The organism is Paenibacillus sinopodophylli, from assembly GCF_005930355.1.
GTDB lineage: Bacteria > Bacillota > Bacilli > Paenibacillales > Paenibacillaceae > Pristimantibacillus > Pristimantibacillus sinopodophylli.
In genome coordinates, this window is the sequence record NZ_VDBO01000004.1 from 310,580 (window position 1) to 334,976 (window position 24,397).

General features: G+C 48.6%; 19 protein-coding genes. 8 read left to right on the top strand and 11 right to left on the bottom strand.

The features are described from left to right. Window positions 1-40 precede the first annotated feature (40 nt). Window positions 41-1,258 carry a helix-turn-helix domain-containing protein gene (locus FGT79_RS18500; RefSeq protein ID WP_138754299.1) on the bottom strand — a complete coding sequence of 406 codons (1,218 nt, stop codon included), beginning with the start codon at window positions 1,256-1,258 and terminating at the stop codon, window positions 41-43. 178 nt (window positions 1,259-1,436) lie between these two features. On the opposite strand from FGT79_RS18500, the gene FGT79_RS18505 reads away from it, so the two are divergent. From FGT79_RS18505 to FGT79_RS18520, 4 genes are read left to right on the top strand one after another with little or no spacing between them, the layout of a single operon-like run. Then, window positions 1,437-2,483, top strand: coding sequence for an ABC transporter substrate-binding protein (locus tag FGT79_RS18505; RefSeq protein WP_138754300.1), 1,047 nt, complete (start codon window positions 1,437-1,439; stop codon window positions 2,481-2,483). A gap of 24 nt (window positions 2,484-2,507) precedes the next feature. Then, on the top strand, window positions 2,508-3,386 hold the full coding sequence (locus tag FGT79_RS18510) for an ABC transporter ATP-binding protein (RefSeq protein WP_138754301.1): 879 nt from the start codon (window positions 2,508-2,510) through the stop codon (window positions 3,384-3,386). Then, on the top strand, window positions 3,379-4,215 hold the full coding sequence (locus FGT79_RS18515; protein ID WP_138754302.1) for an ABC transporter permease: 837 nt from the start codon (window positions 3,379-3,381) through the stop codon (window positions 4,213-4,215). The genes FGT79_RS18510 and FGT79_RS18515 overlap by 8 nt, the downstream gene beginning before the upstream one ends. Window positions 4,216-4,230: 15 nt before the next feature. Beyond that, window positions 4,231-5,592, top strand: coding sequence for an LLM class flavin-dependent oxidoreductase (locus FGT79_RS18520; RefSeq protein ID WP_138754303.1), 1,362 nt, complete (start codon window positions 4,231-4,233; stop codon window positions 5,590-5,592). A 116-nt stretch (window positions 5,593-5,708) separates the two neighbouring features. Here FGT79_RS18520 and FGT79_RS18525 read toward each other — a convergent pair whose 3' ends face one another. From FGT79_RS18525 to FGT79_RS18535, 3 genes are read right to left on the bottom strand one after another with little or no spacing between them, the layout of a single operon-like run. Beyond that, a complete protein-coding gene (locus tag FGT79_RS18525) occupies window positions 5,709-6,599 on the bottom strand; it encodes a sugar phosphate isomerase/epimerase family protein (protein ID WP_138754304.1) in 891 nt (296 codons plus the stop codon). 19 nt (window positions 6,600-6,618) lie between these two features. Then, window positions 6,619-7,476 carry a sugar phosphate isomerase/epimerase family protein gene (locus FGT79_RS18530; protein WP_138754305.1) on the bottom strand — a complete coding sequence of 286 codons (858 nt, stop codon included), beginning with the start codon at window positions 7,474-7,476 and terminating at the stop codon, window positions 6,619-6,621. After that, on the bottom strand, window positions 7,473-8,531 hold the full coding sequence (locus FGT79_RS18535; protein WP_138754306.1) for a Gfo/Idh/MocA family protein: 1,059 nt from the start codon (window positions 8,529-8,531) through the stop codon (window positions 7,473-7,475). Before FGT79_RS18535 ends, FGT79_RS18530 begins: the two co-directional genes overlap by 4 nt. 152 nt (window positions 8,532-8,683) lie before the next feature. Here FGT79_RS18535 and FGT79_RS18540 point away from each other — a divergent pair, with 152 nt between their 5' ends. Further along, window positions 8,684-9,550 (top strand): AraC family transcriptional regulator, encoded by an 867-nt coding sequence (locus tag FGT79_RS18540; RefSeq protein WP_138754307.1) that lies wholly within the window; start codon window positions 8,684-8,686, stop codon window positions 9,548-9,550. 53 nt (window positions 9,551-9,603) lie between these two features. On the opposite strand, the gene rnhA is transcribed toward FGT79_RS18540, so the two are convergent. The 5 genes from rnhA to FGT79_RS18565 all read right to left on the bottom strand — a co-directional run bounded on the left by rnhA (window position 9,604) and on the right by FGT79_RS18565 (window position 15,155). Then, entirely contained in the window at window positions 9,604-10,275 is a 672-nt protein-coding gene (rnhA, locus tag FGT79_RS18545) for a ribonuclease H (RefSeq protein WP_138754308.1), read from the bottom strand. 194 nt (window positions 10,276-10,469) lie between these two features. After that, entirely contained in the window at window positions 10,470-11,222 is a 753-nt protein-coding gene (locus FGT79_RS18550; RefSeq protein ID WP_138754309.1) for a methylenetetrahydrofolate reductase, read from the bottom strand. Between the two features lie 251 nt (window positions 11,223-11,473). Beyond that, window positions 11,474-12,622 carry a Ger(x)C family spore germination protein gene (locus tag FGT79_RS18555; protein ID WP_138754310.1) on the bottom strand — a complete coding sequence of 383 codons (1,149 nt, stop codon included), beginning with the start codon at window positions 12,620-12,622 and terminating at the stop codon, window positions 11,474-11,476. Continuing rightward, window positions 12,619-14,055, bottom strand: coding sequence for a spore germination protein (locus FGT79_RS18560; protein WP_138754311.1), 1,437 nt, complete (start codon window positions 14,053-14,055; stop codon window positions 12,619-12,621). Before FGT79_RS18560 ends, FGT79_RS18555 begins: the two co-directional genes overlap by 4 nt. A 5-nt stretch (window positions 14,056-14,060) precedes the next feature. Further along, window positions 14,061-15,155, bottom strand: coding sequence for a GerAB/ArcD/ProY family transporter (locus FGT79_RS18565; protein WP_138754312.1), 1,095 nt, complete (start codon window positions 15,153-15,155; stop codon window positions 14,061-14,063). Between the two features lie 104 nt (window positions 15,156-15,259). Between FGT79_RS18565 and FGT79_RS18570 the strand changes: the two genes are divergently transcribed. Then, window positions 15,260-15,484, top strand: a complete 225-nt coding sequence (locus tag FGT79_RS18570; protein ID WP_138754313.1) for a hypothetical protein — start codon at window positions 15,260-15,262, stop codon at window positions 15,482-15,484. Between the two features lie 8 nt (window positions 15,485-15,492). Here the strand turns inward: FGT79_RS18570 and FGT79_RS18575 are convergent, their stop codons facing one another. Then, entirely contained in the window at window positions 15,493-16,860 is a 1,368-nt protein-coding gene (locus tag FGT79_RS18575) for a UDPGP type 1 family protein (RefSeq protein WP_138754314.1), read from the bottom strand. Window positions 16,861-16,862: 2 nt separating this feature from the next. Beyond that, window positions 16,863-17,771 carry a LysR family transcriptional regulator gene (locus FGT79_RS18580; RefSeq protein WP_138754315.1) on the bottom strand — a complete coding sequence of 303 codons (909 nt, stop codon included), beginning with the start codon at window positions 17,769-17,771 and terminating at the stop codon, window positions 16,863-16,865. Between the two features lie 119 nt (window positions 17,772-17,890). On the opposite strand from FGT79_RS18580, the gene FGT79_RS18585 reads away from it, so the two are divergent. Both FGT79_RS18585 and FGT79_RS18590 read left to right on the top strand, forming a co-directional pair. Beyond that, complete coding sequence (locus FGT79_RS18585) at window positions 17,891-18,973, top strand: branched-chain amino acid aminotransferase (protein ID WP_138754316.1); 1,083 nt, start codon at window positions 17,891-17,893, stop codon at window positions 18,971-18,973. Between the two features lie 222 nt (window positions 18,974-19,195). Then, window positions 19,196-24,337, top strand: a complete 5,142-nt coding sequence (locus tag FGT79_RS18590) for an InlB B-repeat-containing protein (protein ID WP_171056316.1) — start codon at window positions 19,196-19,198, stop codon at window positions 24,335-24,337. Window positions 24,338-24,397 lie beyond the last annotated feature (60 nt).

Consider the following 24,397-nt stretch of genomic DNA (forward strand, 5'->3'; position numbering starts at 1 on the left):
AGTCATTTCATTACTCCAAATAGGAATTTCTTATAGCTCCCTAATAAACCTGCTCCGATTCCCAGTCCCCCGTCAGCAATGCTGCATTCGGCAGCGGCAAGTGCAGGGCCTCTATAGCTTCATCCAAAAATTCAGCATCATATCTAATGTCGGCATGGTGGACAAAAAGCCCTCCCTCCAAGCGCATGTTCTCCTGCTTGAGCAGCGTAAGCGTATGGATATCCTTCTTATACAGTGCAGCATCCCATCTTACCTTCTTCATTACACGGGCGGTTAAATCCGCAGGAATCCCTTTCATCTTCGCCATGATCTTCGCCGCTTCGGCCGGCTCCTTGCGAAGAAACTGATGGACGCGAAGATGAGCCTTTAGATAAGCAACGACAATCTCTCGATTGCCGCGTGCCCAGCTTTCCTCCGCAATAACTCCCGTCAGATAGTCCTCGCCAAGCTCCTCTTGAAACAGCACTTGCCCCGTGCCATGATACTGCACCAAGCTGAGATACGGCTCAACCAGCATACTGCATTCCACATTCCTCTGAACGATGCCTGCCATCGTTACGTCCATATCCTGATGCAAGATGTGATTGGGATTTCCTCCTGCAGCGATCAGAAGCTTAGTTAGACGGTAACCTGAGCTGGATTGCGCTACCGTTCTCATCTTAAGCTTGGATATATCTGATACCTCACGTATATGTATACCTTTGCGAACGACCAAGGAAATACCACTGCCACGCCTTGATTTACCGTCAAAGGCAATCAGTATCGACTGAAAAGAAGGCAGCAGTCTTGCCAATGAGCTGCTGAGCGCAATCGGGTAGTCACCCATTGAAGCGATCTGCACATGCCCTCCGATCATTCCCTTAACAAGCTCCGGACCGTTCGCAGCATCTACCCATCTCACATCCTTGGCTCGTTCAGGATTAACTCGAAAAATTTCTTCCTCGAACCAACCTAGCTCCTTCATTATCGCGGCTGTCCATACATGAGCATAACTGCTTTGATAACCGATCGTTATGGTCCCTGAATGCTGCTCACCTGCTGCGATTTTTGATTCCATCGCAGCTGCTCGCTGCGGAATTCCCGTAGAATGATGCTTGATCCAGCTCTCTAGCTCTATCGGATCGACAAGCACCTCTTTCCCAAGTTTGGTGTAAGGGAGATGCTTCTGCTTGCGCCATCTATCAAAAGTCGATCTGCTCACACCAAGCATATCCATTGCCTCATGTATCGAAAGTAGATTTAGCCGCTTATCAAGCATCGATTTCCCGCCTCCTTAAGAACTGCTAAAAACGTTATTGTCATTCCTCTTCTTTCATGGTCGTTCATCGTCATTTCGTTGACACAAACTCCGCATGGATCTTATAGTCAATTATAGAAATTAATCCTTACTAAGTCTATAGGATTTTGAGACATTCAAATAATAGGAGGTTTATTCCATGAAGGTATCGTCCAACAAAACGGTTTATATTCTGTACGTTTTACTGCTTACTTCCGCCATTACACTCACTGGCTGCGGCGGCGTTAAAACCACTACCGCGAGCTCATCCGGCGATGGTGAGCCAGAAGTCGCAGAGCTTCGATACCAAGGCTGGACCGGTGCCGTATCCTTTCCTGAGCTTGCAGAGGACTTGGGATACTTAGCACCAATTAAGCTCAATTATATTGGCAATACCATCAGCGGACCGCAAGACATTCAATCCGTCGTTACGGGAGATACCGACTTCGGCGGGGCTTTTAATGGAGCAATCGTCAAACTGATTGCCGCCAAGGCGGAAATCACTTCCGTGCTTGCGTATTACGGCTCGGATGATAGCACATGGACCGGCTACTATACACTTGATGACAGCCCAATCAAGACGGCAAAAGATTTAATCGGCAAGAAAGTCGGCATGAACACATTAGGTGGACATCACGAAGCCGTCGTTAAAGAATATTTGTACCGTGCCGGTCTTACCCTAGATGAAATTAAACAAGTAACACTCGTCGTCGTACCACCCGTTTCAACGGAGCAATCGCTTAGAGACAAACAAATCGACATCGCTTCGCTTGGCGGCATATTACGAGATAAAGCATTGGAACGCGGCGGCATTCATCCCCTCTTCAAGGATACCGACTTGTTCGGCGTCTTCAGCGCTGGCAGCTATGTTCTATCTAACAAGTTTATAGCAAAGAATCCGAATGCAACGCGCTTATTCGTCGAAGCAACTGCCAAAGCAATCGAGTGGGCGCGAACGACGCCGAGGGAAGAGGTCATCGCCAGATACGAGTCCATTATTAACAAGCGAGGCAGAAAGGAAGATGCCTCCTCCGTCAAATATTGGCGAAGTACAGGTGTCGCCGGCAAAGGCGGCCTCATCTCCGACAAAGAATTCGATACGTGGATTAGCTGGTTCGAGGCAGAAGGCACGCTCAAGAAAGGCCAAGTCAAAGCATCTGAGCTATATACCAATGCATTCAGTCCTTACTTAAATGAAACCAAATAATTCAGCCATAGGAGGAGACTGCTCATGACTGCCAAAATCAGCATCCAGCATGTTCAGAAATCATTTCGTATCAAAAGAAATCTGGGGCACCTCGCGGAAGAATCGCAGCCTATATCAGCCTTACAAGATATTAACCTGGATGTGAAGCAGGGAGAATTCATGGTGATAGTTGGACCGAGCGGATGCGGCAAATCCACTCTGCTTGATTTGCTCGCCGGCTTGACCAAGCCTAACAGCGGGCAGATCCTGCTCGACAACAAAGTGATTACAGGGCCTAATCTAGACCGGGGAATCGTGTTTCAGCAATATGCGCTATTCCCATGGAAAACAGCGCTTGAGAACGTAGAGTTCGGACTTGAGGCGAAGGGTATCACCCGCAAGAAACGTCGCGAAATCGCCGAACAGCATATTGCTTTGGTTGGACTCGCGGGATTCGAGAACCGTTATCCACATGAGCTGTCAGGGGGAATGAAGCAGCGGGTTGCGATTGCCAGAAGCCTTGCCTATGATCCCGAGGTACTGCTTATGGATGAACCATTCGCAGCGCTAGATGCCCAAACTAGGGAAACGCTGCAGGGCGAGCTGCTTCGGATATGGGAGGCTACGAAAAAAACGATTATATTCATCACGCATGGCATAGAAGAAGCCGTTTATCTCGGACAGCGCGTAGCTGTTATGACCTCTCGTCCCGGACGGATCAAAAAAATCATCACGATTCCCTTCGAAGCACGTACCAGCGAGGAGGATTTGCGTGCCAAGCCTGAATTCGTGCAGCTCCGGCATGAAATATGGGATTTGCTTAAAGACGAGGTTAGCAGAGCGCAGGAGCAGGAAAAGGCAAAAACCTTAAACAGCTTCTCACACGGTAAATCTACTCTGAAAGAGGTGGCGAACGATGGCTAACAGCAGTACGGGCGAAACGATTGTTTTACGCACGAACAGAAGCTTAGAAGTGGCGGAGTGGTCCATGGATAAGCTTAGGAAAGTATTCAAGTTTTCAATTGTAATCCTTTCACTACTCGTCTTCTGGGAGATCGCTCCGCGTGTCGGCCTGGTCAATGTAACGTTCTTTCCTCCGCTCTCGGAGGTACTTCAAGCATGGTGGCAGCTATTTATATCCGGCGATCTCGCGGAGCATATGATTGCGAGCCTGCTGCGATCCGGCGGAGGCTTCCTGCTCGCCATTGCCATAAGTGTTCCACTTGGGCTGGCAATAGGCTGGTGGAAGCCGGTCGCGGAATATTTGAACCCGCTGCTTGAGCTTATGCGAAACACAGCGGTACTGGCGCTGCTGCCTGTATTCATCCTGCTGCTGGGGCTCGGCGAAACCTCAAAGATCGCTATCGTCTTGTATGCATGCTCATTCCCACTCTTGCTTAATACGGTCAGCGGCGTCAAAAACGTTGACCCGCTTCTAATCAAGTCTGCCCGCTCTATGGGGCTGACCTCGCTTCGTTTGTTCTATAAGGTCATCATTCCAGCTGCGCTGCCTACCATCTTTGTCGGCATCCGCCAAGCAGGTGCAAGCTCCATTCTAGTATTGGTTGCCGCAGAGATGGTAGGTGCACAGTCAGGACTTGGATACTTCATTCAATACGCACAGTTCAACTTCCAAATTCCCGGCATGTACGCTGGCATTATTACGATTTCTTTCATCGGGGTGGTGGTGAACTACTTATTGGTTGCACTGGAAAAACGTTTAACGAGATGGAAACAAACCTATAACGAATAGAAGGGTGCGATCGATATGAGTCATTCGATAAGACAGCTGCATTTGAATTTATTTATTATGAACGCAGGGCATCATGAAGCCGCTTGGCGGCGCCAGGGGACGGAGCCTCAGAACATTACAGACATTAAATATTTTGAACGGCTGGCAAAAACCGCTGAAGCAGCGAAGTTTGATTCCCTTTTTCTAGCGGACGGATTAGCAATTAATAATAATATCAAACATGGCGCTTTTATCGGACTTGAGCCTTTTACCCTGCTGTCCGCACTCGCCTCCGTGACGAATCGAATCGGACTAATCGGTACAGTATCCACTACCTACAACGAGCCGTTCCATGTCGCCCGCAAATTCGCTTCGCTTGACCATATCAGTAAAGGAAGAGCAGGCTGGAACATCGTAACCTCTGGAAGCTCCGTGGAAGCAAATAACTTTAATAAGGATACTCATTTGGAGCATAGCAAGCGCTATGAACGGGCGAATGAGTTTCTACAGGTGACAACCGGCCTGTGGGACAGCTGGGAGGATGACGCGCTCATTATTGATCGCGATTCAGGAACGTTCGCTGATCACCATAAGGTTCGCAGCATCAACCATGTTGGGGACTCCTTCAAAGTACGCGGCCCGCTTAATATTCCGAGATCACCACAAGGCTACCCCGTCCTCGTTCAGGCCGGCTCCTCCGAGGACGGCAAGGAATTCGCGGCACAATATGCGGAGGCGATCTTCACCGCGCAGCAAACACTGCAGGATGCGCAGCACTTTTATTCCGATGTGAAATCACGCTTAGGCAAATACGGCCGCAGGTCGGAGCAGCTTCTGATCCTGCCCGGTATTTGCCCCATTATCGGCGCTACCGAGTCGGAAGCGAAGGAGAAGGAACAGGAGCTGAACGAGCTTACGGTCATCGATTACGGACTAACCCAGCTGTCGCATATGCTGAATATCGATTTGTTCACATACCCGCTCGACAGCAAGCTGCCTGAGCTGCCGCGCCTAGAGGACATCAATGGCAACAAAAGCCGATTCCAATTAGTAGTAGACCTAGCAACACGCGAAGATCTGACAATCAGACAGCTTCTGCACAGGCTCGCCGGCGGACGCGGACATCGCACCTTCGCGGGAACGGCTATCCAAGTTGCCGACCAGCTGGAAGAATGGTTCGTAAGCGGAGCGAGCGACGGCTTCAATATCATGCCGCCTTACCTGCCAGCCGGGCTTGAGGAATTTGCGGACCAAGTCATTCCCGAACTGCAGCGCCGCGGCCTATTCCGCAAGGAATATGACGGCCACACCCTAAGGGAGCATTTTGGGCTAGAGCGCCCGGCTAACCCTCACTCAGCAGCCACTGAGGCGGGTGCGCCTGCTGTAGCCAACCTATAACTCCGACTTATTTCAGCAACCAGCTATTAGTAAAAGCCCCACCCTCCTATTCTTCTCATGGAAAAATAGGAACGGTGGGGCTTTATTAGAATTAGCTTCATGACATCACTTGCACCTTATACCCGGAAGCCTTTCAAAAACTGAACGGCTCTGTTAATATCGCCCTCAGGATTCGTGCCAACCTCGCGTTCAATGGTCAAATAGCCGCCGTAACTAATCTCCTGCAGCGCACTCAGATAGGCAGGCCAATCTACTGCGCCATCGCCGAGCGGAACCTCGCGGAAGGCCGGGCCAGATTCCGCCATACTTGCAATATGTTCATGGTCGAGCGATTTCTCATAGCCGTAATCGCCATACACATCGCGTGGGTCGACATGACCCAGCTTCACCCCATCCTTCGCATGCGTATGCACGATATAATCCTTCAGGATATGCACACCTTGAACGGGGTCATCGCCTGTCACCATAACCATATTGGCCGGATCAAAGTTAACGGCAACACCTTTCGTTCCGAGACCGTCAAGAAATAATTTCAAGTGAGCGGCCGTTTCCGGTCCTGTTTCAATTGCGAAATAGGCATTCATGTCGTTCGCAAAACGCGCAAGCTCGACGCATGCCGTATGCATCGTCTCATAAACGCGGCTATTCTTGTCACTTGGCACGATGCCGATATGCGTCGTAATGATGTTCGTTCCAAGCTCCATGCCGAGCTCCATAATCCGTTTGGACTTGTCGATCTTCGCTTGGTTCTGAGCAGAGTCCTGAAAGCCATGTCCGCCCAAATCACCAACCAAAGCCGAGATATCGAGGCCGAGCCCGTCAATAAATGCTTTCCATTCCTTTCGTGCCGCTGGTGTCAGAGCTGCCGGATCAAGCTCGCCTTGCACCGCATACATTTGTACACCATCTGCTCCGACCTGCTTCGCTTTCAGCAAGCCTTCCTTCACCCCAACCTGAAAGCTGTCCACAATTACGCCAATCTTATTCGTCATAACAGGAAAAGTCATTGCTCCACCGCTCCTTCTATTATAGTTCGCTCCACGCGCGCTTAACGAATTCGAAACCGAGCCTTGTTCCAAGGCGGCAGTCCTCTAAGCCTTCAAATTCAATGGAAATGAAATCATCATAGCCGCTTTCCTTCACAAGTCCAAGCACCTTATGAATGGCAATATCACCATGTCCAACGATTGCGCCGCGCAGCCAGTTGCCGCTCTTCGACTTGAACCAGCCTTCGCCAGGATAATCCGACGCAGGACGGTAGTAGAAATCCTTAACATGAACCATGGAAGCTAGACCGATATTGTTCCGTACTGCTGCATAAGGGTTCTCATCCACGCATAGGAAATTGCCTATATCAAGCGTCGTCTTAAAGTTAGGACGGTCAACTAACGATACTAGCGCCTGTACGCGGTCGCTGTCTTGCATGTAATACCCATGGTTCTCCACACTAGTCGTTATGCCAAGCGGAGCTGCATAATCTGCGATCATTTGGCAGGCTTTAGCCAGCCTTGGCAGTTCCATAAGGAAGTTTGTGATGGACAAATTGGAGGACGAGGCCACATCATGGCGCATTTTTCTCACACCCAGCGCTGCTGCGATATCGACTTCATGCTTCAAGCAGTCAATTTCTGCTGCGAACTGCTCCTCATCAAGCCCAGAGAAGTTCGCGCCAACCGCATAGTTGGACAGCTCGATGCCGCTCTCCTTCGCCTGCGCCTTAATCACTTCAATCAGCTCCGGATTTTCCGTTAGATTAAAGCCTAAAGGCACAATTTCGGCATGCTCCCCACCAATCGACGCGATAAAAGCGATAACGTCCTGAATCGTCATTTCGCCGCTCTGGAGCGCTCCGTATAAGCTGTATGTACTGATGCCGAGTTTCATAGACGAACCTCCGCCCCTTTCGCAGCCGACTCGTAAATGCCAACTAGTATTTTCATGATTTCAACGCCATCCGCAACGGGACTAATCGGCTCCTTGCCCGTAGCAACGCAGTCAATGAAGTGGTCGATTTCATTCTGGAAGGCGCTTGCGAAATCGAATCCCTTATTGTCCGTTTGCGGATAGATATTCAGAATCGTATCATTCTGTTCCGTTACAATGACCGTTTCTGGATCGATCTCGAAGCCGCCTTTCTCGCCATATAGCTTAATCACGGTTTCATTCGCCTTCGCATGCAGCGTGAAGCTGACATCAACAAGCAGCGATGCGCCATTCTCAAAACGGATAAGTGCGTTAGCCATATCCTCGACGGTGTTTTGCTCCGCATCATAGTCTGCCGCTTGATAGAAGCTTAAATGCTGGACATTGGAACGGTTGCCAAGCTTGTGATACGTATTCGCACTGACCGATACCGGCTTCGGACGACCCATCATATACCAGCAAAGATCGATGACATGAACACCAATATCAATGAGCGGTCCGCCGCCCGAGCGTTCGATATCTGAGAACCAGCCGCCTGGATTGCCGAGCCGTCTAAGCGTGGATGCCTTGGCAAAATAAATGTCGCCGAACTCTCCGCGATCAACCATCGCACGCAGCAGCTGCGCGTTCGTGTCATAGCGGCGGACGAATCCCACCTGCAGCAGCTTGCCAGATCTCTGAACCGCCTCCTGCACTTTTGTCGCTTCCTCGACAGTTTTGCAGAGCGGTTTCTCTACCAGCACATGCTTGCCGGCTTCAAGCGCAGCTATACTGATCTCCGCATGGGTATTATTCCATGTACAGATGCTTACCGCGTCAACAACCGGGTCCGCCAGCAGCTCGCGGTAATCGGTATACACCTTCTCTGCACCATATTTCTCGGCCGCCGCTTGAGCCCGTTCAGCATTCAGATCGCATACGGCATACAGTGCTGCATTCGTATTTTTCATATAAGCATCTAGATGAAGGGATGAGATAGAGCCAGTACCAATAACTGCGATTTGTATCGGTTTCATCAACTACCACTCCTTTATTATCGTACGTGATGAATGCAAAGAATTTGCGTGTCTATACTTCCGTATTATAATGGATTGAGCGTGCAACGCCATGCAAAGCTGTGCGGTTCGTTTGTACAATTGTGCTATCTGACTTCAGGAGGAAAATCTACATGGAAAAATTCGAGGAACTGCGTGAGCCGATGGACATGCCTGATCCCCATTTCCCGATCAAAGTGCACCGTACTACTTATGATCAGCAAGGTGTCGTCATATTCCCGCATCATTTCCATGAGCATCTTGAGTTTCTATATATCGTCACCGGAAGCGCTTCTATCGAATGCGGCTCCACCACCATAACTGCTTCCGCTGGTGATCTCATCGTTGTGAACAGCAATGAGCTTCATTACGGCGTAAGCTTATCGCAGAATTTGCATTACTATGCGCTCATCGCTGACATTTCACTGCTGCACAGCCAATCGGCCGATGCTGCGGAAACCAAATTCATCACGCCGATTACACAGAATCGGCTGCTGCTCCAGAACTACATTGGCGACGACAGTAAAGTATCCGCCTGTATGCTTGCGATCGTGAATGAGCTGGAGCATCGCGAGTTCGGCTATGAGCTTGCTATCAAATCAGAGCTGTACCGCCTGCTGACGCTGCTGCTTCGAGGTCACGTTGCTACCGTGCTTACACAGGACGAATATGCCGAACGTATTAAAAATATTGAGCGCTTTGCTCCAGTCTTCCAGCATATCGAACAGCATTATCAAGAGGAGCTCTCCGTAGATTTACTCGCGGCTATAGCTAACCTGAGCCGCTACCACTTCAGCCGACTGTTCAAGGAACTGAGCGGACATACCGTAACGGAATACATTACGACGACACGCTTAGGCCAAGCCGATTACTTGCTTCGCTACAGCGGTTTAACCGTATCAGAGATTGCAGCGGCAACCGGCTTCAATGATATCTATTACTTCAGCCGTACGTTCAAGAAACACAAAAAAGTTTCCCCATCCTCGCTTCGGGGAAACTAATCTTGCCATAAATAGGCGTATAAATCAGGGGGGAGCCCTCCCCGGATATTAGGCTATTTGCGCCCAAAATCCGCTTTAATCTCGCCCCACTCTTCCGTATTCCATTTGATGACCTTATTCGCATACGTATTTGTCTGAATCCACCTTACCGCTTCATCCGTAAGCTCCCAGATCTTCGATGTGGACGCGTCTCGCTTCAAAGTCGAAGCGACCTTCTTGTTGCGAAGCCAGCTAAGCGCGGTACGGGAATCCGTATAGACCGTCTGCTTGCTTCCCTTTTCCTGCAAATACCTGAGCGCATGCACAATCGCGATGAATTCTCCCAGATTGTTCGTGCCGTTCTGTATCGGTCCGACATAGAACAAAATATCGCCTGTTTGCGTATCAACGCCCTTATACTCTACGGGGCCTGGATTCCCTCTCGTTCCTACGTCCACCGATATGCTGTCATAATCAATCGACGACGACGCTTCATCCAGCATAACCGTCTGCTTAACACCGCTCCCTGCCTGCGAGCGGGACTGTGCGGATGGCGCCGCGTCCTTCCCGCTCCCCCAGTGCTTCTGCCAGCCATCCTTGAAAGCCGAATCAGCCTGCCCCTTCGATTCAAATGATTTGAATTTCGAATCCTTCACGCCGCTGACCTGTGCTTGGCATTCAGCCCATGTCGTGAATACCCCCGTTTTTTTGCCAACCCATACGACATAAAACTTTCCTTTTGCCATCTTGCTTCATGCCACCTTTATTTAGGAATAGACCGAACGTTCTCCGCCATGTTCGCGGTAAACAAGCTGTATCGCTTATTTTACCAGAAACAGCGGCAACATTTCTTGTTATTGTGAATATGACCCTGCACGCGAATCAGACAACCGCTTCGCATCGGCTGCCTGATCATAATCATCCTATAGTTTGTATGGCGTTAGACGAGCACCTTATTGAATATTCCGTTGAAATACGCCTGCAGGTCCACCTTAATCGGCATAAAATAAAGGCTGCTGTTCGTTTGCTTCGTATACGCCATCGCTCGCTTCGCGAACTCGATGTTCCATTCCAGCGTTGGCTGGAAATCCTTCGGAAACACCACCTGATTTCTCGTTTCCCAATATCGCTTCGAGGTTTCCGATACGACAGGTGATACCCCCCAGAATATATCCGCGCACGAGAGCATCTCGGAATACAGCTCCATAAGCCGCAAATCGAAAAAGGGCTGTGTGAAAAAGCCTTCCACGCCGGCATCCAGCTTCCGCTGCACATATTCGTATTCCGCACGAATGCTGCTCCGATAAGGATCAATGGCTGAGTAAATTTTCAGATGAGGATGCTCCCGCTTAAGCTTGGCAACCAAATCAAGACAGGTTGTTGGATAGACCTGCTTGCTTCCGTTTTTGGGCTCGTCGCCTGTAACGATAAGCACTTCAGCAATTTGATGCTGATCCAAATATTCCACTAACGAGAATGGCTCGCCAGCATCAAAGTCCATCGCTCTAATATGAGGGATGCAGTCTCTGTAATAAGATCTCGACAGGCCAGAGGCTTCCCAGCTTCTAAGCTCGAACCGCGTCAGATCCGGGATATTAATCGTATTAATGGCCGGAAACTCTGTTTTGATGAATTGAAGCTCGGCTTTCAAGCCCTCTGAATCTCTCGGTACCAGCTCTAACGAAATTCTCACTGCATGGTCTCCTTGCTTCCAAATATAATAAAAGACTTATTAGCATGTATGTATTCGTCAAATGTATAATAATTCATAATATCGAATTTTAATTCAAATTACCAATAAAGATATTCTCAATATCCTATCATTTTTATTTATATGTGCTAGAATATGCCGCCTAAACAACCAACAATAAAAGACTGAGGGCCTATGATGCGATCCCCAGCCTTTTTATTTGCTCGATACTCCTCGTTCTACGATCAACAGCCTTACATTGTAAAGTTCGTATGGTCAACTCTGGTATATACGTGAATTGAATAAGAAGCTTCCGCATAATTTTCCGCCCATTTGCCCTTCAGCTTGCGCCAGACAGCAGGCTTCTTGCGATGAATCATCTCTCCAATACCGATTAAATCTACTTTATGCTTCTGTGAAAACGCCATATAGCGCTCTACATCCTTCGCAATGTTGGCATTTAACTCCTGCTCCCACCTCGCGATTACGGCAGGGCTAATCGTTATGTTGTCACACTGCAGACTCGTCAAATTCAAATCAGCATAGATTTCAATCTTGATATCCGTATGAAGCTGCGGGTCGACGTTTGGCTTTAGTTTTGCCCGATTTTTAATGTTCTCGAAGGTAAGTGCCTTCTGAGCTCCACATGCGAGCGACTCAGTTGAACCATCCATCTCGCCGGAAGCGCGAAGGTAGCCTTTCGTTTCCTGAGACCGCATGAACCCCACAAGACGGTTTTGTTTGAACGCAAAAAGTCCCTTCGTTTGGAGCAAATGAAGCTTGCGGTCAACCTGATCGTTTACGATCTCAATCGATGGAATACTTATATCTTTATAATGGTTAACAATCTCCTCATACACTTCGATCAACGAGGTTTGCTGCGTAAGCGCTGTGCTTTCTCCGCCTTCGGATAACCCTCTGAGTGCCTGAGACGAGATCGATACATTGGGCATCGACACCTTCAAGGATTCATAGGCTTTGCCTTCCATTACATAAAGCAGCGTTGAATTTCGAAATTGTCTTAACCGCCTAATATCCTCGATCTGCTTTTCAATTCCGCCCCTTGCCAAATCTGCGCTGAAAATAATAGCCGTCGTATGACCCCACAGCAGCGTACGATCCGATTTCGCTCTCATCAGCCGTGCAGCCTCAAATAGACTGCTTGCCTCCGAGGTCAAATAAAACGTGTTCTCCTGCATGCCTTTCGGCTGCTGGCCGCCTGTCGACAGCTTCGCAATCTCAGCAGTAACCCTTACACCACCGTTCTTCCCTTCATCTAGTGCAACAGAGTGGACGATATGAATTTCGTTCAACTCCATACTCCCTTTGCATCCTCCAAGCACAAAGCATAAGCTCGTTAACAAAGCAGCAGCCAGCATTTTCTTCACGTTCACGCAGCTCACGACTTGCTCCGGAACCGTCTGCGCTCGATTGCGCGGAATAGATTTGGTCTTAGATTGTTGTTCGGGTGGGACCTTCGCACGATCACATCCGTCAACTCGTCCAGGTGGAACGGTGCGAGCGGGCCTAAATATGGAATACCAAAGGAACGCAGCGAAGCAAGATAGGTCAGCAGCATAATAATTCCGACCATAATGCCAACATATCCGAGTAAGGAAGCGAACAGTGTCATGCCGAACTGTAAGATTCGAATCACATAGTTAATAGCTGTCGGCGGCAGTGTGAAGGTACAAATCCCCGTCAAAGCCGCTACGATGACCATGATAGGCGACACGATTCCCGCCTCGACCGCCGCCTGTCCCAATATAAGGGCTCCCACGATACTGACCGCCTGCCCAACCTGCTTAGGCATTCGTATGCCTGCCTCACGCATAATTTCAAAAGCAATCATCATCATAAAGCTCTCTACTACAGCGGGGAATGGAACCGGTTCTTTCGCCGAAGCTATGCTTTGCAGGAGCGTTGTAGGCACAAGTTCATGATGAAACGTAACCGTCGCTACGTAGAATGCTGGCAGCAGCATGCCAATCATTCCACTTAACAGACGGATTAAGCGCATGACAGACCCAATGTAGTAGTTCCATGCATAATCCTCGCTCACTTGAAAGGCTTGCAGAAATACGAATGGGAGGATCAAAGCGAACGGGGTGCCTTGAACGAGAATGGCTATCCGTCCGTCCAGAAGGGCGCCGATTACCCGATCTGGCCTCTCCGTCGATTCAATTAAGGGGAACATCGTGCCGCGGTTATCCGTTATCCACTCCTCGATATAATTGCTCTCCAAGATCGCAGCGGCCGGTATCTCCTCAATTCGCCTGTGCACCTCGCGTAGAATTTCCGGGTTTGTCAGTCCGCCGACGGACAGAACGGTTACGTTTGTTTTCGTTAGATGGCCGACTTTGCAAAACTCAGCCTTTAGGCGCGACGATGGAAAGTGATAGCGAACTAATGCGAGATTATTTTGTAAAGATTCCGTGAATCCGCTTCTTGGACCTTTAACAATGGCCTCGCTCGCTGGCTCTTCCACATTGCGCAGCTGTACGTCGATCGTATCGATGACTAAACCGCTTCCTGCATCGTCGAAAAGCAGCACCGACATGCCTGAGGCAAGCGCATCTGCCGCATCTTCGACTGTATAAACGTTTGCCTCTAATTGAAAAGCAGGAAGCAATTGTTTGTCCTGCTTATAAAGCATCAAGAGCTTATCGAGTCTCTGAGTATCCGTCATTCCTGCTAGGTAGCATACGGTTACAGATTGACCTTCATCAATAGATGAATGTACCATGATCAAATCATCCGTTGCCTGCATACTCTCAAGCAGCAGTCGCTTATTCTCAGAAGCATTGCTTGTGAGCAAGGTTTTGTGGTCATCCAACGTATTCACCCGCTTTTTTTCATTTTCTCTTTAATCAGCGCTATGCCTAGCAGCATTGAAGGAAGCAGCAGCTGGAACAGGACGAAATACCAAGCCTGACTGTCATAGAAAGAAGATAATTCAACGAGCCCCCATACCTTGAAGCGAGAGCAGACAACAAAACAAACAGCCAGTGGGACGATGAACATACGAGGCCGCTTCAGATTCAGCCAATCGGTTAAGCCTCGCAGCATGGACCAGAAATAAGCTGTTATTTTGATAAAGGAACTCATTACCCATACGACAACAAGCGCTGCGTCGAAGCGTTCGATATTGCGAAAAATTCGGATATTCTGAATGAGACTTATACTCGGATAGGTAAAGGTTGTAGTCGCTTGACCGCCAAATACCATCGTGCATGAAAGAACCGACATAAGCATAAGCAGCAGCGTTATGCCAACTGCACCAAACGCATAGGAAGCCGTGCTTTTGGTCAGGCGAACATGCTTCATAATCATCGATACGAACATTAAATCACCAAACCATGAAATGGAGAGCAGTGTCCCTTTGAGCGGCTTCAACAAGCCATCCTCAAGCACAGGAAGCAAATACTCTGGATGATATTGATTAATAAGCAGCACATATATAGCCATGAAAGTAACGACTGTCACGATCAATACAATCTCAGATACCCGCGCAAATACCTCAAGCCCATGATAAACGGCATATGCACACATCAAGACACCTGCAATTAAATACCACACTTGTGGAATAAGCGGATTCAGAGCAATGATGAAAAACTGTGAAAACTCACAGAGTACCCAAGTGGTGACATCCATTAAATAAAACAGAAGTAGAAAAGCTACAGCTCCTCCAAGCCAAGGTCCGAGCAATTGCTTAGACATCGTAATGATGTTATGACCGGGATAAAGCTGATTCAGCTTCAAAAATACATATAGATTAAAGAATCCCACTATGCCGCCTATCAGCACCAAGTACCATGAGTTTCGTTCCGCATAATGAGCCAATGTAGCAGGAGCGTATAAGCTGGAGGTTCCTATCGTAGAAATGACGATGAGAGACATCATTTGAAAGTTGTTGATTATGATACGCCGTTCCATATCGAACCTCCCTTATCGATGCATACAGTATGTGCAGCAATTGGTAAACTATGCATCGCATACTGCGCTCGCAAGGAGGGCATGATATTGACGGAGGTATAACTATGAAAGCATATACGTTCTCGTTTATCTTTTCAGCAATATGGCTGATTGCTGTTTTTCACTTCTTCTCAGACTACTATTGGTACCGTTTATTAGCTGTAGAGAAGTGGGGATTTATTACTGTGAATGTCATTACGTTATTTCCTGTGATTATAGCGCTCATTATAGCGGATCGTCTGCAAACTACCGATCAGCCTGCCGACTCCGAGCAGAACAATAAAAAATAGGAGCAGCACTAGGGCCGCTCCATGAATTTGCGCTCTAACAGTCCTTCGCCAGCATACGACTGCAGCGGTGAAATTTCAATTTGGTCTAGCTTTCCCTCCTGTACCGCTATTCCAGCAGCCTTCAGCCATTTACTATGAAGCCTTAGTACAAGCTCACGCGCAGTTTGGGGGCTATCTTCTCCAGAACGATTTTTAACTGGAGCAAATTGCTCGTCGCGCTCTGTTTTCAGTACAGTTAACCCGCTTGCCATAGGAAACAAATCGAATATAAACCGCTCAAGTTTATAGGCATTGGGCTCAGCAGGCTGAACTCGCACCCCCTTATCGTCTATGTATTCCATTCGCTTGGATGCAACATGATAAACAAGATCGCTATCAGCATGCTGCTCAATAAAATCCAACTGGAATGCATGGATTGAAATATTGCCTAGATGATATTCCAACTGCCCGTCCTTGCTTCGAGCACGCTTAACATCTTCTGAAATTTCGGTATACTCTACTACGGCCGGTTGTCCATTCTTCGTACATACGATGCCGATCTTCTCATTCGGATCATGCTTCTCAATCACCTTAGTCGCAATCGGATTAGCATGTGCAGCGGCTACGCCGAGAAAATCCGGATCGGCAACCTTAATGAGCGCATTATCTACGTTATAATAAAACAGCCATTCCACTCCTCGCTGCTTCATATCTTCAATAACCCCTGATTTCCTCATCGAAGCAAAACACTCCCCTGGACCACTTGGTGCAAGCAAAAGCTTTCCTTCCTCTGCAAACAGCAGCTTCCCGTCATGATCAAGTACAGGCATCGTTTGCTGACTGAAGAAGACAATATCAGCTGCCGTATATCCGAAATAATCTGCCGCCTGAAAAAACGTCTCCGTTGCTTTATGGTTCACGGGGCTTGTCATCACATACCATGGAATATTCCGACCAGCGCGCTTCGATAGATAGAGCAGACGCTCTGCTTGCAGTTGAAACAAAGACTTCCCAGATGGAAGACCAATATCGATGGTCCCCTTAGGTCCTGAGGACCCAAGTCTGCTGCCTTGGCCTCCCGCTACGACAACAGCACCCACTTTCCCGCTGCGCAGCAGGGCCCAGCCAAGTTCACCATAGGCTTGCTGCTGCTTCTCGTCATAATCGTTCCAATTCTCATAAGCAATCGGCGCAATACGTTCCGTTCCCAACGTTCCCACCGCTCGCGGATCTTTGTGCCTATCAATGGCCCGGAACAATGTCTCGAACTCGATTTGAGCGATTTGGGCAGCGAGCTTCTGCTGTGCTTGTACGGGTAATTGCTCCAGTCGCTCTATAACATGCTCTTGCCTGTAGGCGAGCAGCACATTCTTCACTTGTTCTAAGCTAAGCTCCATCACTACACTCCCTCCTGCTTTCCCATTCGAAAGCTTTCAATGAATTGCTGCGCCCTCTGAGGCAAATAATGATCTCTCAGCCAGAGAATGCCGACATCGGATTGAAAATCTGCATCCTCGATTGCGAGCATTTTGACGACGGTGCTCGGGAAGGATGACATAACCGATTTCGGAAATACCGTAGCACCAATCCCTCCCGCGATAAGCGACATAATAATTGCAACACTGGAGCATTCGCATATAATATTAGGCTCGAACCCATGCCGCTTGCATTCATTCACGACTTGCTCATGCATGCGCGTTGTTCGATCCGTCTTCAGCGTTAGAAACGGAAACTGCGCCAGTTCTTTCATGCATAGGGATTGCTTGCCCTCATACGAAGGCCATGAGCTAGGAATGACAGCCACGAATGGATCTGATGGCAGAGACAATACCGAATACTGCTGAGGATGCTTTTGCGACTCAAACGGCAGCCTTGCGACAATCAGATCAATCGCTCGCTTCTCAAGCTGCTCACCCAAGTAAAAGTGGTCGCCCTCCGATATTTTGAATGTGACCTGGGGATACTTCTCTCTAAACAGCTCGATTCGCTTAGGCAGCAAGGAAATGCAAGAAACGACCGATCCGATTGATAGTACGCCGTGAATACCCTCCTCCAATCCCTTCACTTCACGCAGAGACTCGTCGAATTGAAGCAGCAGCGATTCCGCCTTCTGCTTCAGCAGCGCTCCCGCATCGGTCAGCATCAGCCCTTTCCCGTTACGATCGAACAGCTTGACCCCAAGCTCCTCCTCCATTAATTTGAGCTGACGGCTCAGCGGCGGCTGCTCCATATTGAGCACCTTGGCAGCACGCGTAACCTGTCCTTCTTGTGCTATAGTTAAGAAGTATTTTAATTGACGCATGTCCATATCGATCACTCCGTTCCTCTATACCCAAAAGGTATGGACCTTCAATAAAATAGATATTTTAAATATATCTTATGAAGTGTTAGCATTCAATTATCGATCAACTAAGGGAGATGGGCCAATTGCTTCAATCATTGGAAATCGAGTTAACCAGCAACAAGAAACAGCAGCCAGCAGCAGACCAGTTAGGATTCGGAAATCATTTCACGGATCATATGTTTATTATGGATTATTCGACGGACAATGGCTGGCATAAGCCGCGCATCCAGCCTTACCAACCGATCGTGTTAGACCCCGCAGCCAAGGTTTTCCATTATGGACAAACGATATTTGAGGGCTTGAAAGCGTATAAAACGGACGATGGCCGTGTGCTGCTGTTCAGACCTCAAAAAAACATACAAAGAATGAATCGCTCCAACGAACGTCTGAGCGTACCTGAGCTGAATATCGACGATGTCATTGAAGCTTTGAAACAGCTCATTGCCGTTGATAAGGATTGGATTCCAACAGCTCCTAGCACATCACTGTACATTCGTCCCTTCATTATTGCAACACAGCCGCAGCTTGGCGTAGCGCCATCTACACATTACCAATTTATCATCATCATGTCGCCCGTTGGCGCTTATTATACGGAAGGCGTCAACCCTGTCAAAATCTACGTAGAGTCAGAGTATGTGCGTTCGGTTAAAGGCGGCGTCGGCGAAGCGAAGACTGCTGGAAATTATGCCGCAGGTCTGAAAGCACAGGAGCTTGCCAAGGAGAAAGGCTATTCCCAGGTACTCTGGCTTGATGGGGTGCATCGCAAATATATCGAGGAAGTCGGCAGTATGAACGTTTTCTTCAAGCTGAACGGCGTCGTTCATACGCCTGCACTTAACGGCAGCATTCTTGATGGAGTTACACGTAACTCCATCATTCAATTACTCCGTCACTGGAACATTGAAGTAGTTGAGCGCCCTATTACGATTGAAGAGCTATACGAGGCTGGTCAAAACGGTTCACTGGAGGAAGCCTTCGGCACAGGAACGGCAGCCGTTATCTCACCGATCGGCGAGCTGAACTGGCAAGGCGACGTACTCGTTATCAACAATGGCGAGACCGGTGAGCTATCCAAGAAGCTCTATGATACATTAACCGGCATCCAAATGGGCAAGCTGGAGGACCCGCTAGGCTGGATGGTTGAAGCGACACCCGTTAACGTTTAATGGTTATTTAGCAATTACACGAAAAATAGTCTCACAAGTAAAATACCGCTGTCTCTTAGTTAATCTTCCGCTTAGGAAGCTTGCTAAGCAGACAACGGTATTTTTTCGTCTGATTACCTATTGCAGCAATCGCGCCTGAATTGTGTTCAGATTCCATTTAGATCGATCTTGTAAGATCAGTAATTGACTACAAGTTGGAACATGATAAGGAGGAAACTGAACTTGTATAAACGCCTATTAAGTCTGGTGCTATTGTCTTGTATTCTCTTAACCTTAGTATCTCCTGGGACTTCTGCTGCTTCACTGACTTCTAACGAGCCTGCGGCAGCCCAAACAACTGCGAAGTCCGTGCCTCAAAGCTTGTTTCAAGACGTGGCACCTTCGGCTTGGTCCTACGACGCGGTCGCTTATGTCAAGCAGAATGGCCTATTCAGCGGTACAAGCAACGATCTATTCTCACCGGACGCTCCTATGAGTCGTGCCATGTATGTTACTGTACTTGGTCGAATCGCCAAAGTCGATTCAAATCAATACAAAACTTCCGCATTTAAAGATGTGCAGCCGGATGCTTGGTACGCGCCTTATGTGCAATGGGCAACCGAAAATGGCATTACAAGTGGAACCGGCAGCAGCAAATTTTCACCGGACACTGCTATTTCGAGAGAGCAGATGGCCGTGCTGACATGGAAGTATTTTGAAAGTGATCGTATTCCCTATCAAACAACTGTAAGTACATCCAAGCCGTACGATCTATCCGACATTTCTCCATGGGCGGTTGATGCGACAGTAAAGCTGTGGCAGGCCGGTTTGTTTAACGGAGATGCAAACGGCAATTTTGAGCCGAATGCAAAGGCGACTCGCGCTGAAGCGGCTGCGCTTTTTATGCGTACGGACAAAGTCGCGAAGGCAAGCAACAGCATAACCTATACGGTTGCATTTGACTCGAACGGCGGCTCGCCGATCGACAGCTTGAGTCTAAACCGAGGCGATTCGCTGAATCAGCTTCCACTCGCATTCAAGGAGGGCTCCATTTTCAATGGCTGGTATAAAGATCGTACATTTACTCAGCCGGTAATGAAACATGATACTGTCAAAAGCGACATGACTTTGTATGCTAATTATATTGCATCGCTTGATGCTGCTGTGAAATCCACACCGAATACATACGCAATGGAGCAGGCGCCAAACTTTAAGATCGCTGTGAAAGATTCGTCAGGTAAAATGACGGCAGCGGCCGTTCAAGCAGCCATGACCTTCACATCTCCATCCAATCCTGATTTTGCAGGAATAACGGTAGCTGGCTCGAACGGCAGCTTTACTGTAGCCGCAAAAAATGGTGTATTCGAAGAGGGCAGCACCTACCAAATCACTTTGAATGATGCAAGCCTTACTTTCACAGGCAAAGACTCAACAACCAAAAATTATATTTTTAGTATTGCGAAACAAGAGGTCCTGCGGCTGCCTCTAAATCCTTACCTGATTTATGTGAAATTTTCTGATATTTCTCAGATGAACCAGAATGGCGTATCTGTCGCTACCCCTTCGATCGCTGTCATGAGCGCGAACGTTAGTGGTGGAGCCGGGTCAAGCCCGTCTCCTGTTGCGAGCGGCACCTTTCGATATGACGGAAATACGCGCTTGAAAGTGGGCGATACCGTCTCCGTTTATGAAGGAACCCGTCCTGATCTGCGCACATTGCATACTTCCGATGATGGGGATATCGCCTATATAGCGATTACTGCGATCAAAGGGGATATCTATTCCTATACAGGCGCAAACCCGATGAATGTGCTGCTTAAACCGAACGTGCTGCCGGTCGACCCTGCGTCGGACACCGACGGAGACAAAACGAACCGTTCCATTACGGTCGCTCCAGCGTCGATGGATTACTCTGATGCCAAATATGCGCCGATGGGTCTTCATGCTGCTACCGTTGCTAGAGTCGGGGACTACCTCGCGCTCGTCAATATGCGGACGGGAGCCTCTTCAGGCTACGGGAAAGTGACGTCCGTCTCGAGCTTAGGGAATCAGTATGTCATTACGTATTCCGATGCGTCACAAGACGACATTACTCACGCTCTGGATTTTTATAAGCAGGAAACGATTAACGGAGCCGATCTATTGTCGCAAGCCGAGATCACTGCTCTGGAGAATCAAATCAAGCGGCAAGCGTTGGCCAGCGGATTTGTCGATAAAGCTGCAAACCAATTGTCAACTGCGGCTTTGCAGACCGACAGCTTCAAAAGGCTGAGCGCAGCCAGTGCACCAACAGCCATGCTGAATAGCAAGAAACCGGAGGTCCGTACCCTCTCCACGGTATCTGGAGAAGAGACTGCGGATGTCACCCTGCATAACCTGCAGGTTTCAGCAAACGCAGGCACGACGTTATCCCATTTCAAGGAAAAGTCTGGTATCCGTCTTAATCTGGCGGTTTCAAGCGATATTCAAGTTTCGACAGGCGGGGAAAATGATATCCTTATCCATATGAACGCTGCATTTACGGAAGAAATATCCTTGAGCGTTGGTGTGAACGGCAGCACGGTTTGGGGATATATCGATCTGGGACTTTTCGATCTCCCGTATCCTAAGGATTATCAAGCAAGTGCCAACTTGGACGCCTTCACGTTTACGAGTATTGACGCTTCTGCGCAGATCGGCACTGTAGCAGCGGATACTCCGCTTAACGCTTACGCGAATATCTGGAATAATGCCAAAAACAAAGTAGACATCAAGGCACAGCTGAAAGCGGTTCTGGAGCAGACCCCTTCCACAACGGCTGCGGTAAACGCCAGTACATTAGTGGAAAGCTATCAAGCCATGCTTGAGAACGAGACAGATTGGGTTGATCTAGTCGAAGAAGAAATCTTTGAATATGACAAACATTTGTTAATGGGTCTCCTTCATATCAACTTTAAAGGAAATTTTGTCATCAGCATGAATCCGAATATTGCCTTGGGAATCGGCTTCAGCTATGAATCCGGGAAGAGATATACAGCCAGCTTTAAGCTCAGCGAAGGATCGCCTTCTTTCGGCACGGTCGATTTGCCAGGCGACGGCACCTATGATTTCTATTTCTATGTAATGGGGACGCTGGGGTTAAAGGCTGGGATTCGTCTCGACCTGGCAGCAGGCTTGTTCCATGTCGAATTAGACAGTGTCGGGATCACCGCAGAGGGCGGCGCCTATCTCCAGCTCTACGGGTATTTCTATTACGAGGTCTCCTCTTCAGCACAGGCAAAAACGTTAGGAGCACTGGTTCTGGAGATTGGTATGTATGTGGAGGCAGAGTGGGGGGCGCAGATTTTCGGCGGGTCAATCTCCTATTCCGATCCCTTTTATAGTGAGTACTGGCCTCTTTATCGAGCCGGCACGCCAAATGGTCATTTCATCGATTTCGCCTATGAAGAACAAGAAGCGCCATCCTTTGTCGCCTTTGAGGAGAAAAGCTTCCCATCGATCGATGACGCCTTTAAACTGAAAGATTTGAATTTGATAACGGGTGAAATCATTACAGGTAAAGATCGTCCACAGCATTACACAATCACTTTTAATAACAATAAATTCACGTACAATCCGAATACATCCCGTGTAACGGTATCGCCAGCAGCTACGGACGAGATTCTAACCGGCAGGATGACCGTAACGTGGAAGGGCTCCAATACGGGGTTGAATTCCCTCCCCTTCTCACGCAATGTTAACTTGACCTGGTACAAGAGCGGATACGGCTCTATCCAATTAAATGCTAATGTTCTAGTAACTGACGAAATACAAATGTACAATTTCGGGCGGGTTGTACTGCCGGTCAACGCATCTGTTAAGAAAGAAAACAGATTAACAAAAGTGCCCAAAGTGACGGGGTTTACATTCAAGGGTTGGGCTTTGGATGCTGCAGGAACGAAGCCTTACATTATTCCTGACACTATGCCATCAGGAAATATGACGCTTTATGCGCAGTGGACACCGCACACCAATATCCCCTACTTAGTCGACTACATTACGGTTGATCCCAATACAGGGGACCGCAGCACATGGAAAATGGATACCTTTTTCGGTAAAGCAGGAGATTCCGTTTCACCAGTGCCTATAAAAATTGAAGGCTATGATACACCGAAAGCACAGACGATTACGATAGCCGGAACCGGTTCAACGAAGCTGAGCTACGAATACCTGCCTGCCACGCGCAAAATGACTTTCTATGCCGATCCGGGCGGAGCCTCAATCGTTTATTCGGCTAGAGGCTATTCGCAGGTACACGCCAGTGCAGTACCAAGTTTCACCAAACCCGGCTACACCTTTGCTGGCTGGTCAAAGGCAATTCCGAGCACAATGCCGTCAAGCGACACCACTTACACAGCGACCTGGAAGGTAAGAACAGATATACCTTACCGTGTTTCGAACAGGCTGCAAGGACTCGGTAGCACTTCGCTTTACGTTGAAGCCGATACGGGAAGCTTCCAAGGGACTACCGGCGCACTGGCGGCGCCGGCGACCCAGCAGTATCCCGGATTTACCTATGACCATAGCACAGCGTATGACAGCAGCGGCAAAGCATTGGCAGCGAGTACAGTTGCAGCCGATGGAAGCCTCACGATTGTACGCTATTACACACGCAGCAGCTATAATTTGACGTTTGATGCAAAAGGAGGCACTGGCGGTGCCACCACCCGAGTTCAGTACGGTGCTGACATAAAGGCACCTACCACAACAAGGTCAGGCTGCTCCTTCAACGGTTGGTCTCCTGCGTTGGCAAGCACTATGCCTGCCCAAGATATCTCCTATTCCGCACTATGGAATTGTTCGACCCCCGCGCCTGCGCCGACACCGGTACCAACACCAGTACCGACACCGTCGCCAACACCAACACCGGTGCTTAGCGTTGCCAAATTGGTTCTGTCCAATACGAACGGGAATGTGAGCGTGGGCAGCGTTTCGGCTCCGAGCATGCTAACCGTAGCTCAGTTGTTGAGCGGGTTAACGGTATCACCGTACGCTTCCGCCCGAGTGTTGGAAGAAGACTTGACACCAGTCACCGATCAGAACTCTGACATCACGTCAAGTATGATCGTACGTGTTACTGCTCAAAATTCGTCTACAGCGGATTATGTTATTCTATACAACGACTTAACCTTGACCACGACATCACAAAGCTATCAAATTAATCCTGTCGCAGGTACGATTACCGTACCTTTGTATACGTACTATGGCACCTTTACACGTGATGTCGTCGGACCATTGAATGGAAGCTATACAGCTTATCATCAGGACAACACAGAAATTACTCACGATAACCTGAGGAACACGGACCGACTAATCGTAACCGCGCAGGATGGTACTCAAAAGATGTATACCTTCGTCATCCAGTAAGTTTATTAACGAACATGAGATATCACAATGAACTCGCCCGCATCTGGTCACAGCATGCGG